Here is a 13686-nt window from a genome sequence, read left to right as displayed (position 1 = left end):
CCCGGCGCGATGGTCTGCGGCCCCGGCGTCACCGCGATGCCGCGGTCGGCGAGCAGCGTGTCCTCCACCGTGACATTGCTGAGCGTCACGGCACCGGTGTTCTTCACCACGAAGGAATAGCTGATCGTCTCGCCCAGATCGATGCGGTTATCCCCGTCGAGGTCGTTGAGCGTGCCGGTCTTGTCGATGGTCAGTCCGGGCGTGATCTCGGCAATGACCTCATAGGAATCGGGCTCGCTTTCGACGGGCGTGTTGTCAGGCGTGACGCCCTTGGCGACCGCCGTGTTGAGCACCTTGCCGGCGTCGATGTCGGCCTGGTCTGGCGTGTAGGTGCCGTGGAACACGAAGGTTCCGCGCGGTCCCAGCACTTGCGGGCCTTCCACGACCGCCACTAGCGGATCGTCGATCGTGACGTTCGAGAGCGTGACCTTGCCCGTATTGGTGACGGTGAAGGTGTAGGAGATCGTCTCGCCGAGATCGAGGAGCTGGTTGCCGTTGCTGTCGTTGAGCGTGCCCTGCTTCTCGAGAACGAGCCCCGGCGCCTGGTCGGGCGGCACCGTGTAGGAATCGGGCTCGCTCCGCACCGTATCGCCTGACGGAACCGTGCCGATGGCATGGGCGGTGTTCTTGACATTGCCTGCGTCGATATCCGCCTGGACGGGCGTATACGAGCCATGGAAGGTGAACGTACCGCCGGGCAGAAGCGTCTGCGGGTCTTCGACCACCTTCACGAGTGGATCGTCCACGGTCACACCGGTTAGCGTGACATTGCCGGTGTTCTTGACGAGGAACGTATAGGTGATGTCCTCGCCCTCATCGATGAGGCCATCGCCGTCCTTGTCCTGGAGCGTGCCGGTCTTGTCGATGGTGATGCCGGGCGTGCGGTCAGGCGGCACCTGGCTGGTGTCTTCGGGGCTTTCGACGAGGTTCCCGTCGGGGTCAGAACCCGTGGCGGTGGCCGTGTTCTTGACCATGTTGCCGTCAATGTCGGCCTGCGTAGGCGTATAGACGGCGGTGAAGACCGCCTGTCCGCCGGGCGCGAGCGTCTGCGGACCCGGCGTTACGGAGATGCCGCGCGCGGCCAGCAGGTCGTCCTTTACGGTGACGCCGACCAGCGTGACATTGCCGGTGTTGCGCACGGTGAAGGTGTAGGTGATCGTCTCGTCCGGATCGATCTTGTTGTCGCCGTCCTTGTCGTTGAGCAGGCCGTCCTTGTCGATGGTCAGTGCGGCGCTCTGGTCGGGCGGCACCGTTTCCTCGTCGGGGTTGCTCTCGACCGGATCAGCTGACGGCGTCACGCCCTTGGCGGTGGCGGTGTTCCTGACTTCGCCGGCGTCGATTTCGGCCTGTACGGGCCTGTAATCCGTCGCCGTGAAGACGAAGCTCGCGCCGGGCGCCAGCGTTTGCGGGCCTTGCACGATAGTCACGCCCGCCGCCGTCAGCTTCGGATCGTCGACCATGACGTTGTTGAGCGTCACGGCGCCGATATTGGTGACGCGGAAGGAATAGCTGACCGTCTCGCCCGGATCGATCTTGTTGTCGCCGTCGAGATCGTTGAGCTTGCCGATCTTGTCGATGAGCAGCCCGGCATTTTGCGCGGGCGGAACGGTTTCCGTATCCGGATCGCTGCGGAAGGGGCTGCCCTGCGGCGTCGTGCCCGTGGCCGTGGCCGTGTTGACGACCTGGTTCGCGTCGATTTCCGCCTGCTCAGGCCGGTAGCTGCCGGAGAGGTGGAAGGTGAAGCTCTGGCCGGGCGCCAGCGTCTGCGGAGTCTCGACAACGCTCAAGCCCGCCGCCGCCAGCTTCGGATCGTCGACGGTGACATTATTCATCGTCACCGTACCGGTGTTCGTCACCGTGAAGGTGTAATCCACCGTCTCGCCGGGGCCGACCTTGCCGTCATTATCCGTGTCGTTGAGCGTGCCCACCTTGTCGATGGTGAGGCCGGGTGTCTGCTGCGGCGGCACGGTCTCGCTGTCGGGATCGCTTTCCACCGGCGTGCCCGATGGCGTCTTGCCGATGGCTTTCGCCGTGTTCACGACATTGCCCGCGTCGATGTCGGTCTGCGTGGGCGTGTAGGTGGCGGTGAAGGTCACCACGCCGCCGGGCGCCAGCGTCTGCGGGCCGGGATCGATGCTGATGCCGCGGTCGGCCAGCAGCGTGTCCTCGACGGTGACGTCGGTGAGCGTCACCGCGCCGGTGTTGCGCACGATGAAGCTGTAGCTGATCGTCTCGCCCAGATCGATCCTGTTGTCGCCGTCGAGATCGTTGAGCTTGCCGATCTTGTCTATGGAGAGGCCCGGCGTCTGGTCGGGCGGCACCCGCTCCGAATCCGGATCGCTGCGATAGGGCGTGCCCGATGGCGTGTTGCCTGTCGCCGTCGCAGTGTTGATCACGAGGTTGGCGTCGATTTCCGCCTGCTCCGGCTGATAGCTGCCGGAGAGATGGAAGGTGAAACTTTGGCCGGGCGCCAGCGTCTGCGGGGTCTCGACCACCGCCAAGCCCGCCGCCGTCAGCTTCGGATCGTCGACGGTGACATCAGACATCGTCACGGTGCCGGTATTGGTGACGGTGAAGGTGTAGTTCACCGTCTCACCGGGATCGATGACATTGTCGCCATCCGTGTCGTTGAGCGAGCCCACCTTGTCGATGATCAGGCGCGGCGTCTGGTCGGGCGGCACGGTTTCCGTGTCGGGCTCGCTGTCGATGGGCGTGCCTGATGGCGGGGTGCCCGTGGCATGGGCCGTGTTCACGACATTGCCGGTGTTGATGTCCTCCTGCGTCGGCGTGTAAGTGCCGTGGAAGGTGAACGTGCCCTTCGGCGCAAGCGTCACCGGATCTTCCTCGACCTCGACCAACGGGTCGTTGACCGTGACATCGGTCAGCGTGACCGTGCCGGTATTGGTAACGAGGAAGGTGTACGAGATCGTCTCGCCGAGATCGATAAGGCCGTCGCCGTCCTTGTCGTTGAGCGTGCCCTTCTTGTCGATGGTCAGGCCCGGCGTCCGGTCGGGCGGAATGGTGGCCGTGTCCTCGTTGCTGTCAACGGGATCGCCAACGGGCGGCGTGCCGGTGGCGGTCGCCACGTTCACGACATTGCCGGCATCGACATCGTCCTGCGTGGGCGTGTAGGTGGCCGTAAAGGTCGCCTTCCCGCCGGGCTCGAGCGTCTGCGGGCCCGGCGTGACCGTGATGCCGTTCTTCTGCAAGAGGTCGTCATTGACGGTGACGTCGGTCAGCGGCACGTCGCCCACATTCTCGACGACGAACGTATAGGTGATCGTCTCGCCGAGATCGATGAGGTTATTGCCGTTGAGGTCGTTGAGCTTGCCGGTCTTTTCGAGCTTCAGCTCGGGCGCCTGGTCGTTATTGATGATCGTGCAGATCGCATTCTGCCCGTTCACCAGCGTCAACTCGCTATTGGTGAGGATCGTCTCCGCGCCGCCATCGATGGCGCAGCTATAGGTGCTGGCGAGATAGCCCGGCTGGTTGTCCTCACCCAGGACGAAGGTACCCGAGGGAACCGAGGCGTTGGTGACCGCCGGCTCGCCCATCTTGCCCTGGATGACGGTCGTCAGCGGCGACTTGCCCGTCGCGCGCAGGGTGAAGTCGGTGGGGACAGCGGTGCCCTTCTGGTCGTTGATCACTTCCTTGCGCAGCGTGATCTTCGGCTGGCAGATATTGCCGGCATCGATCTGCGCCATGAAGCCGCCCACGCCGCCGGTATTCCGCGTGTGGACGATGATCTCGTTGAGGCCGGTCTTGAAGTTCCTGTTGAGCGTGCCGGACGCGCCCCTGCCGGTGGCATAGGCCGAGGTTGCGGAGATGCCCTGCGCAGCGCCGTTCACATAGACCTGAACGACGTTGTCGTCGGCGTAATAGTTCATCTTCAGGCTGAGCGATGCCGGATCGACAGCCGAATCCAGATTGAACACATAGCGGTAATAGGCGTCGTATGGTCCGTTGGGAGTGCCGTTGGCGCTGCGCGCAATCCAGCGCGCGTTGGCGTAAGGCGAGGTCGCCCATCCCGAGTTCGGGTTATCGACGATGGTTGCACCGGAGTAAGCGGAAACAGGGGGCAGCGTCCCGGTCGTGTTGGAGGCAACCTGCCAGTAGGTATCGAAGCCGCTCGGCTTGGTGCCGCCCGCGCCATTATAGGCGGTGTTGAAGAACGCGCCCGGCGTCGTACAGGAGATCGTCTCCGGGAATTGCGGCGTATAGGGCGGCGTCGGCGTTTCCACCGAGCATTCCGTGCAATCCGCCGGCACGTCGCCGCCGCTGACGAGGTTGCGGATCTGCGAGATGCCGAGCGGGATGGGCGCAGCCATCGTCAGGTCGATCTCGACCTCGACCGTTCCGCCCGCAGGCACTTCCGGCACGCGCAATTGCACCGTGGACGCACCCGCCACCGGAGCGGTGAATCCATCAGCGCCCGAGACGCGGGTCATGGTCGCGCCGTTCGGGATGTTTTCGATGAAATCGAAATCCTTGAAGCTGGCGCCGCTCTCATGGGTGAGCGTCACCCGGTAGGTGAGGACTTCACCCGCCTCGGCCACATTGTTGGCATTGATGCTTTCGTTGATGAGCTCTTTCTTGACCCTGACGACCGGCTGGCTGTCGGGAGGCATCACGACCGTGTCGGGCTCGCTCTCGATCGGGTCGCCCACGGGCGGCTTGCCGGTGGCCGTCGCAACGTTGGTGACCTGGCCTGCCTCGATGTCGTCCTGAACGGCCGTATAGGTGGCAGTGAAGGTCACCTCGGCACCGGGCTGCAGCGTCTGCGGCCCCGGCGTCACCGTCACGCCAGCGCGGGTGAGGAGATCGTCCTTCACCGTCACCTCGGTCAGCGGCACATTGCCGGTGTTCTTGACGAGGAAGCTGTAGGTGATGGTGTCACCGGCATCGACGAAGCCGTCGCCGTCGCGGTCGTTCTTGAACGCGCCGGTCTTATCGAGCGTCAGCGACGGGTTCTGGTCGTCATTGACGATGGTACAGATCGCGTTCTGCCCGTTTGCGAGCGTCAGCTCGTTATTCGTGAGAACCGTGGACGCACCGCCATCGACCGCGCAGCTATAGGCGCTCGCGACATAGCCGGGCTGGTTCACTTCGGCGAGCGTGTAGGTGCCCGCGGGAACGGGTGCATTGGTAATGGCGGTATCGCCCACCACGCCCTGTATGGCATTTGTGAGCGGCGATTTGCCCGTTGCGCTCAGGGTGAAGTTTGCCGGTGTGGCAGTGCCTTCCCCGTCATTGATCACCTCCTTGCGCAGCGTGATCTTCGGCTGGCAGATCGCGCCCGCGCTGATCTGGCCCATGAACGCCTGAGCGCCCGGACCCGACTTCACATGGACGATGATCTCGTTCGCCCCGGTCTTCCAATTGCGGTTCATCGAACCGGCGGCGACACCGTTGGCGGCGAAGCCTGCGTAGAAATACGGGTCCGACGCTCCGAAATTCGACCGGATGTTCTGCGCGACGCCATTTACCCAGACCTGGTAGACGGCATTGTCAGCATAATAGTTCATCTTGAGGTCGAGACTCTTCGGATCGACCGCGGAATCGAGATTGAAACGGAAGCGATAGAAGATGTCGTAATTGACGTTGTTGGGTACGTGCAGAGTGTTTGCGGCGTGCGAAATCCAGTTCGCATTGCCGAAAGGCGACTTGATGTAATTGGCCGGCGTGGTGGACGCGACCGTGGCGCGGCCCCAGGTGAGGCCGGCGGGCGGAGCGCCGGTCACAGCCGTACGCGTCAGCGCCACTTCCCAATAGTCGTCCGTGCCGCTCGCCTTCATGCCGCCCGCGCCATTATAGGCAGTGTTGAAATAGGCGCCTTCGGTCGAGCAGGAGATGGTGGGAGGCGAAACCGGCGTATAGGGAGGCACCGGCGTCGATACCGAGCATTCCGCGCAATCCGTCGGCACATCGCCGCCGCTGATCTGGTTGCGTATGTTGGACACGCCGAGCGGGATGGGCGCGGCGACCGTCAGATCGATCTCCACTTCCGCCGTGCCGCCGACAGGCACTTCCGGCACGCGCAATTGCACCGTGGACGCGCCCGCCACCGGGTCGGTGAAGCCATCGGCGCCCGAGACGCGGGTCATGGTCGCGCCGTTCGGGATGTTTTCGATGAAATCGAAATCCTTGAAGGCGATGCCGCTCTCATGGGTGATCGTCACCTTATAGGTGAGCACCTCGCCCGGCTCGGCGATATTGTTGGTGGTGACGCTCTCGCCAACCAGCTCCTTCTTGACGCGCACCTTAGCCTCGCCGGGCTTATTGGTATCGGTGGCGCTGTTGTTGGAGGGGTCGGAATCCATCAGCGCGGCGGGCGGCGTGACGGTGGCCGTATTGACGAGATCGCCGGTGAAATCCGCCGGCACGCTCATCGTCATCTGGTAGGTCAGCGATGCGCCCACGGGCAGGTCCGCCGTGGTCGACATGGCGCCTGTGCCGCTGGGCGCGCCGCAAACCGCCCCGCCGGTGGCGTTGCCGCAGGTCCAGCTGGCCGTGGTGATGCCCGCGGGAAGCGGGTCGCTGACGACGGCATCGGTGACGGCGCTCGGTCCGTTATTGGTGACTGTTATATTGTAGGTGACGTCAGTGCCCGGCCCATATTCCGCCGCGCCGTCATCCTTGGTGATGGCGAGGTCGGTCGCTGACGTGTTGGTGAAGCGGCAGAGAATATCCGCCTGCGGCCGCACATTCGCAGCCGGAACGGTAAGCGTCGGCGACGCGAAACTGCCGATGACGGTCGGATTGCCCGTCCCGCCCGCGTTCCGGTCGGTACAGACCACCGAGCCAAGGCTCCAGCCGGCAGGAACGGTCTCGCTCAGCACCATGGCGGTGCCGGGGTGCGCACTATAGGCGGGTGACGCAACGGCAGTGCCGGGAGCCGTGGTGGTCAGCGTGGTCGAGGGCACCGCCGCGCCGTTCGCCTGCACCACATTGCTCATGTTGAAACTGAAGCTGCCCGTGCCGTTCTGGCTCACCTTCTCCATGGTGAGGCAAGCAGGGCGGGTGTAGAGGTGGTGACCGATGTAATCGCTGAGCGATACATTGCTCGAGGTCAGGGTGATGGATTTGACCGTCCGCTCGGAATTACCCTGAAGAAATGCGCCCTGACGGTCCGGCCCGGTCCGGACATAGGTCAGCACACCGCCGCTATAGGCAAGCTCGCCGCTCGTGCGAACGAAGTCGGCTACCGTAGCGGTGCCGCCAGACCCGAGTGTGATCCGCGCGGAGGCCGGGGTGGTCTTGTACTGCTCCGCATAATAGTCATAGACCCAGAGCCGTATCCAGTTCGCCGGAACAGGCTGGGCGAACGTCCAGGTCAGCGTGTAATCTCCACCCTTCGTGGCCCAGGGTATGCCATCGGCATCCTGAAAACCATTGGGGGCGGATTTTGTCACCGTGCCCGTGACGCCCATCGGGGCAAAGGAGAAAGTCGCGCCTTGCACCACCTGTCGCGGAGAGCACGCGCCCGAAACCGGCGGGGGCGCGACCGTGTCCGTATCGCTGGCGGTGTTGTTGGTGGTATCAGTGTCGGTAACGCCCTCCGGTGGCGTCACCGTGGCGGTGTTGGTCAGCGCGCCGCTATAGCTCGCCGGTATGCCCATGCTGAACGCATAAGTGACGGAGCTGCCTGCCGGCAGATCCGCCGTGGTGTCGAGCGAACCATTACCACTCGCCGCGCCGCAGACCGCGCCGCCAGTGGCATTTCCGCAGGTCCACATGCCCGTAAAGCCCGCAGGCAAGGGATCGTTGACCTTCGCGCCGATGACATCTTCCGGCCCGTTATTGCTGACGACGATGGTGTAGCTTGCATCGAGACCCGGCGTATAGGTCGTAACGCCATCGTCCTTGGTGATGGACAGATCGGCCTTCGTCTCGGTCACCGTCAGCGTGGCGCTGCCGCCCGGCACCAGATTGCCGACGCTGGACGACATGTTGCTGGCGTCGTTGGTATAGCTGCCTGCCGCATCGGCCTTGACCGGGACGGTGATCGTGCAGGTGGCCCCTGACACGACGCTGATATTGGACGCGCGTATCGCGGTCGCGCCTTCCGCCAGCGCCCCGCCCGCGCCATCAGTGACCGAGAGGCTTCCGCAGGCGCCATTGGTCGTGAAAGCATCCGAGGCAACCGTCATGCCCGCAGGCAGATTGTCGGTGAAATCGAGCGGCGTCAGCGTGACCGATGTCGACTGGTTGGGATTGGTGATCGAAAAGGTGAGCTGGCTCGTCTGGCCCGCAACGATGGTGGCCGGGCTGAACTGCTTGGTCAGCGGCGCGGTCGGGAAGGAGATGCTCCAAGACATGCCGTCATTGGTGCCCGCCGCGCCGGGCGTACCGGCAGCAGGATTGGAATTGTGGTTCATCGTCAGCGACTTGACCAGGCCCGAAGCCGGGGTCAGGCGGAACGAGCCGCAAGCGCCATGGATCGTGTCTGTCGCACTCGCGCCGCAGCCATTGACGGTCGAAGTCTGGAGGACGTTGTTCAACGTCGATCCGGAGACATCCATGTAGGCATTCTTGACGATTGTCTGGAGGCCGACCGCCGCGCCTGATGTGGTGGTGCCGGTGACCACCATCCGCGAGGCATCGAGATTATAGGCATGAAAGATCGGTGCGATCAGCGGCTTGTTGAAGACGAGATTTGAAACGAAGCCGTTGCCGCCCACCACACAGCCATTCGCCATCAGCCCGGCGGCGGTGAAATCCGGTTCGAAATATGTGACGACGTTATCATAGGCATTCAAATTCGACGCGACCGCCGCGCCGCCCATGAACGGACAATTAGTGGACTGAGCCGTACCGGAAACCGATGTGATGGTCTGGACGGCGCTGACGCCCGGGTCGCCGTAAGGACTACTGCCCCACGTAAAAGTGCGGGTGGAGCCGACTGTGGAGCCGACGCCCGCGATGCTCGACGGCCATGCCTGCGCCGGAGCTTCCGCAGCATTCACATCGCTCACGGAGACGAAAGCAGCCAGCATCGCCATGGCAGGCATGAAGGCTTGCTTTGCAATGGCGGGCTTGAAACGGCGCACCATCGTCGGCAGCAGGGCAAAGTGAAACATGAGCGATCCCCTCGAATGCGAACCCATCCGAGACCCGCGTCACCTCCTGCAAAGGGCCGTCCAAACCCAGGCAGCCGCCACTTGCCGCCCGATTCGCTTCCGGCCGAGGCTTCTCGAGCATCGGATAGTCAATCAAGGGGTAGGAAAAGACTGATTTGCGCCGGGCTGTATTTCAACATCCTATGGTTTTCATAAGCATTAACTGAAAAAGGGAGTTCGAACGAAAGGCGGCGTTAACAACAGGTTAATAGAGGGGCAAGAATTTGCGAGGAAGCGTTTGGGATGGGTGGGAGGCCGGAGGAACGGCGGATGTCAAATATTGACATAGAACCCCCGGTGGAGGACACTTCGATCAATATCCCGATAAGGAGATGGGTCCATGGCCAGCAGCCTGCATGTGAGTTTGCCCGACGAAATGCGTGCTTTCGTCGATATGCGCGCCAATGGGAAAAGCCAATACACCACGCCGAGCGAGTATATACGCGCGCTTATCCGCGAAGACATGGCGCGCGAGGAAGACCGCCGTTATGCCATTCGCTCGCTGTTACGGGCAGAAGAAGAATTCCGGCGCGGAGAGATGATGCCTCTTTCGGCTCTGGACGAAGTTGACGCGGAACTGGACGAAGAGCTGCGCTAGTGGCTGCTCATGTCTATATTTTACCGACCGCGCTGGATAACTATCGTCTTGCCATCAGGGAAACGGCCCGAAAATGGTCTCCCCAACAGGCAAAGAAATATGGCCGCTTGCTTCGAGCCGGGTTTGACCGCATTCCAGAAGCGCATCAACGTGTAAAGAACAGGAAAGACGAGCGCGCCGGGAATTCGCTATTTCGGCTTTACAAGATCGAGCATCACTATGCAGCCTACATAGCGGTTGACGATGCAACCTTCGTAATCGCTGCGGTTTTGCATGAGCGGATGGACATTCCGGCGCAGTTGCGGGCCATCGAGCGCTTGACCGACATGGAGTACGAAGCCCTGATGGGCCATCCTCGCCCGAAGCGCTGAGCCGCCGCCCTATTTCCGGCCGCGGATCACGGAAGGGGTTTTCCCCTTCACCTTCTTCATCGCCGTGGTCAGATGGCTCTGGCTGGAGAAGCCGCTCAAATAGGCGACCTCGGCGATCGGCATGTCGCGCTGGGCGAGCAGCCTTTCGGCATAGGCGAGGCGCAGATTCAGGAGATAGCCATAGGGCGCCTGCCCGAAGGTTTCGGTAAAAGCGCTGATGAAATGGCTGGGTGAAAGATCGCAGATCTCGGCGAGATCGGCCACGGTCAGCTTCCGCGCAAGATTTTCGCGCATGAAAGACTGCACCTTCTTCGCATTATAACGGGAGAGCTCGGTCTTGAGCTTTGCCGGCGATTTCTCGTCCATGTCCATCGCACGAACCGCAATGTCGCGGCTGAGACCAGCCTTGCCCCGGCCCTCGACGGAACTGGACGATACCTGATTTGCCGTTGTCACTTTATTTTGAACCGCCCCGGTTGCCACTTCGGAACCGGCCGCCCCCTGGCAAACCGATTCCCCGCCCACATCTTATATTTAAGTATATTCGCATTCTCTGTAAATTGGCAAGAAATTGGGGATAGTTTGGCGAATTTGTGGCAGGTCAAGGAGGCGAGGCCGTGGATGGGAAATAGGGGCGCATCAATTCGCACTTGACCCGCTCCTCACATCGGGAGATGTTTCCAAGATTCGTTCATACAACTCTAAGGGGCGGGGTGGAGACAGGCAGAGGAGGCCCTTCGGCATGGATTACAGCAACCGCTCGATTACCGATGTACAGGTTTCCGGATTGCGGCATCATGAAGGTTCCGATGGCATGACGGTAAGCGGCGTGGTGCGGCTCCAGCTCTCCGCCGGAGATGGCACCGAATTCGGCCCCTGCGCCACCATCGAGCTTGCCGCCGATCTCCCCGAGAACGCCACCTTCGTCGATGCCGAACGCCAGCTCCTCGCCGGTGCCATCGGCGTCCTGGCCCGCCTCGCCTCCTTGAGCCCCGAGGAAGCCAGCGCCGAATTGCAGAAAAGCCGGTTCCGGGACTATCTGCCGGCAACGCCGTAAAATGGCGCTCTAACCGGTCATTCCCCCGACACCCGCCAGATCACGTCGCCCACATCGTCGGCGACGAGCAGTGAGCCGTCCGGGCCGATGGTCACGCCGACCGGGCGGCCGTGGGATTCTTTCTCGTCGGCAGAGAGGAAGCCGGTGAGGATATCCCGCGCCGGTCCGGACGGACGGCCATTCTCGAACGGCACGAACACCACTTTGTAACCGGCAAGCGTGCTGCGGTTCCAGGAGCCGTGCTGGCCGATGACCATGCCGTCGGGGAAACCGGGCAGCGTGCCCGCCGGCATCCAGCAGAGACCGAGCGAAGCGGTATGGCCGCCCAGCGCAAAATCCGGCCGGATGGCTTTGGCGACCAAAGCAGGATCCTGCGGCACGCGGTCGTCCACCGTCTGGCCCCAATAGCAATAGGGCCAGCCATAGAACCCGCCCTCCTCAACCGAGGTCAGATAATCGGGCGGCGTCTCGTCGCCCAGCCCGTCGCGCTCATTGACCACGGTCCAGAGCGTTTTCGTCGCCGGCTCCCAAGCCATGCCGACCGGGTTGCGCAAGCCGCTGGCGAAGATGCGCGTCTTGCCGGTCTCGATGTCGAGCTCATGGATCGCCGCCCTCCCCTCCTCGGCTTCCATGCCCTCTTCGGCGATATTGCTGAGCGAGCCGACGCCGATATAGAGCTTCCTGCCGTCAGGGCTCGGCAGCAGGCTGCGCGTCCAGTGGCCGCCGGGCTTCAGTTCGTTGAGCTTCTTGCCGGAGGCCGTAATCCGGGTTTCGCCGGACTTGTACGGGAACGCTACGACGCCATCCGTATTGCCGACATAGAATGTCTCGCCCAGCAGCGCCATGCCGAAGGGCTGGTTGAGGCCGGCGAGGAAAGTCTCGCGCGTTTCGGCAACGCCGTCTCCGTCAGCGTCGCGCAGAAGCGTGATGCGGTTGGCGCTTTCGCCCACCGCGCCAGCTCGCTTCATGGTGCTGTATTGCGCATAGTCGAAGACCGAGCGTATGCCGCCCGGCGTGCTCAAGGCCTCCGCCGTCAGCACATCGCCATTGGGCAGGACATGGATCCAGCGCGGATGCTTCAAGCCGCGCGCGAAGGCGTTGACCTTGAGGCCGGGTGCGGCCACCGGCGTCTCATGCTCCGCCCAGCCCTTGGCGGTCGGCATTTTCAGCGTCGGGATTCCTTGCGGCTTGGCGGGAGGAATGGCCGGCGCGGTGCCGAAAGCCTGCACCTTCGGCCCGTCCTTGCGGTGGCGCAGATAGACCGCCGCATCGCCCACCACAGCCACAAAGCGCGCGAAAACATCCGTAAAGCCCATAAACCCCTCCATATCGTTGCGGCGGAGTTTATGGGATAGGCGGTCAGAAATCCAGAGTAAGAGCCGCGCTCAGGCGCACATCGCCTTCAGCGCCTCCGGCCTTGCGATGATTACATTGCGCGCGCCGTCAAGGCGGATCTGGCCGCTGCGGCGGAACTTGGAGAAAACCCGCGAGACGGTCTCGATGGTCAGGCCCAGATAATCGCCGATATCGGTGCGCGACATGGGAAGCTCCACCTGCGGCACCCCGCCCTGCCGGTCGGCCATATCGAGAAGGAAGGCGGCCACGCGCTCGGCGGCGTTCTGGCGACCGATAACGAGAAGATGCTCTTGCGCCCGCACCAGCGCCGACACCGCTGCCGAAAGGACATTGCCCGAGAGGTCGGGCTCGACGGGCATGCGGTGGACCCGGATGGCCGAATTGCACAGCGCCTCGGCGAAGAACCGGTGATGCCCTTCGGACTCGAACCCGAACACTTCACCCGGCAGGTGGAAAGCGCTGATCTGGCGGCGTCCGTCCGAGAGGAGGCGATAGATGCGGACGGCTCCGAACTCCACCTGATAGAGCGCGGTCGCCCGCTCGCCCTGCGCGTAAATCTCCTTGTTCGGCGAATAGAAGAGCAGCTGATGCGGTTGCGCGGCCACGAAGGGCTTGGGCATCTGTCTGGAAGCGGTTTCGCTGTAAGCAAGCATCCTGGAACCTCCGATTGGGTGGCCCATCAGTGGCCCGGATCGCCGCGCGAAGAAATTCGGTTATGCCCGTACGGGATACTACTTAGACAGTTCGCCGCATGGTCTTGGAAGTCCGCAGCTTCTACGCATCATGCTGTGGCTCGCCATCGCCCAGCGCATGACGCACCGCCTCGACCAGCGTGCGCCCGAGAAGCGGCTTCTCCACCAGGCGGACGGGATGGCCCACAAGGGTACCTTCGGCGTGGTTGACGAGCAGCACGACGGGCCGCCCCAGCGTGGAAAGCGCGGGCAGGTCGCCCGGCTTCGCCGCCACGGCGCGGTCGTCGGCGACGATGCAGCCATAGCGGATGATGTCATCAGGATGCGGCAATTGCCCCGCCACCTCGACGCGATGCCCCTCCGCTTCGAGAACGAAGCCCAGCGACTGCCGGAAAGCAGAATCCGCCGCGACGACGAGAATGGTGGTACCGATCAGCAAGGCAATGTCCTGGTTTGGCTGGGAATGCGCCATTCGACATCATGTCCAGACGCA

At 63.0% G+C, this 13686-nt stretch carries 8 protein-coding genes; 3 read left to right on the top strand and 5 right to left on the bottom strand.

Annotation, left to right across the window (positions count from 1 at the left end; translation table 11 throughout):
* Positions 1–9080, bottom strand: a 9080-nt coding sequence (locus tag ACOWVG_RS17715; RefSeq protein ID WP_420963660.1) for a DUF7507 domain-containing protein, incomplete at its 3' end; no start/stop codon positions are given.
* Positions 9081–9459: 379 nt separating this feature from the next.
* On the opposite strand from ACOWVG_RS17715, the gene ACOWVG_RS17710 reads away from it, so the two are divergent.
* Both ACOWVG_RS17710 and ACOWVG_RS17705 read left to right on the top strand, forming a co-directional pair.
* Complete coding sequence (locus ACOWVG_RS17710; protein WP_420963659.1) at positions 9460–9717, top strand: ribbon-helix-helix domain-containing protein; 258 nt, start codon at positions 9460–9462, stop codon at positions 9715–9717.
* Positions 9717–10088: a type II toxin-antitoxin system RelE/ParE family toxin gene (locus ACOWVG_RS17705; RefSeq protein ID WP_420963658.1), complete on the top strand. Its 372-nt coding sequence runs from the start codon at positions 9717–9719 to the stop codon at positions 10086–10088. Before ACOWVG_RS17710 ends, ACOWVG_RS17705 begins: the two co-directional genes overlap by 1 nt.
* Positions 10089–10097: 9 nt before the next feature.
* Here the strand turns inward: ACOWVG_RS17705 and ACOWVG_RS17700 are convergent, their stop codons facing one another.
* On the bottom strand, positions 10098–10544 hold the full coding sequence (locus ACOWVG_RS17700) for a helix-turn-helix domain-containing protein (protein WP_420963657.1): 447 nt from the start codon (positions 10542–10544) through the stop codon (positions 10098–10100).
* 286 nt (positions 10545–10830) lie between these two features.
* Here ACOWVG_RS17700 and ACOWVG_RS17695 point away from each other — a divergent pair, with 286 nt between their 5' ends.
* Positions 10831–11145 carry a hypothetical protein gene (locus ACOWVG_RS17695; protein ID WP_420963656.1) on the top strand — a complete coding sequence of 105 codons (315 nt, stop codon included), beginning with the start codon at positions 10831–10833 and terminating at the stop codon, positions 11143–11145.
* A gap of 17 nt (positions 11146–11162) precedes the next feature.
* On the opposite strand, the gene ACOWVG_RS17690 is transcribed toward ACOWVG_RS17695, so the two are convergent.
* The 3 genes from ACOWVG_RS17690 to ACOWVG_RS17680 form a co-directional block, all read right to left on the bottom strand.
* Positions 11163–12461 (bottom strand): PQQ-dependent sugar dehydrogenase, encoded by a 1299-nt coding sequence (locus tag ACOWVG_RS17690; RefSeq protein ID WP_420963655.1) that lies wholly within the window; start codon positions 12459–12461, stop codon positions 11163–11165.
* Positions 12462–12530: 69 nt separating this feature from the next.
* Entirely contained in the window at positions 12531–13154 is a 624-nt protein-coding gene (locus ACOWVG_RS17685) for a helix-turn-helix domain-containing protein (protein ID WP_420963654.1), read from the bottom strand.
* Positions 13155–13275: 121 nt separating this feature from the next.
* Positions 13276–13665 (bottom strand): DNA-binding response regulator, encoded by a 390-nt coding sequence (locus ACOWVG_RS17680; RefSeq protein WP_420963653.1) that lies wholly within the window; start codon positions 13663–13665, stop codon positions 13276–13278.
* Positions 13666–13686 lie beyond the last annotated feature (21 nt).

The sequence above is a fragment of the Brucella sp. IR073 genome (genome assembly GCF_049065735.1).
Lineage (GTDB): Bacteria > Pseudomonadota > Alphaproteobacteria > Rhizobiales > Rhizobiaceae > Paramesorhizobium.
This window is presented reverse-complemented; position numbering and strand designations above follow the sequence as displayed.

Coding starts and splice junctions, on each gene's coding strand:
- ACOWVG_RS17710 (WP_420963659.1), top strand. CDS start 9,460: ATGGCCAGCAGCCTGCATGTGAGTTTGCCCGACGAAATGCGTGCTTTC.
- ACOWVG_RS17695 (WP_420963656.1), top strand. CDS start 10,831: ATGGATTACAGCAACCGCTCGATTACCGATGTACAGGTTTCCGGATTG.
- ACOWVG_RS17690 (WP_420963655.1), bottom strand. CDS start 12,461: ATGGGCTTTACGGATGTTTTCGCGCGCTTTGTGGCTGTGGTGGGCGAT.
- ACOWVG_RS17685 (WP_420963654.1), bottom strand. CDS start 13,154: ATGCTTGCTTACAGCGAAACCGCTTCCAGACAGATGCCCAAGCCCTTC.
- ACOWVG_RS17680 (WP_420963653.1), bottom strand. CDS start 13,665: ATGGCGCATTCCCAGCCAAACCAGGACATTGCCTTGCTGATCGGTACC.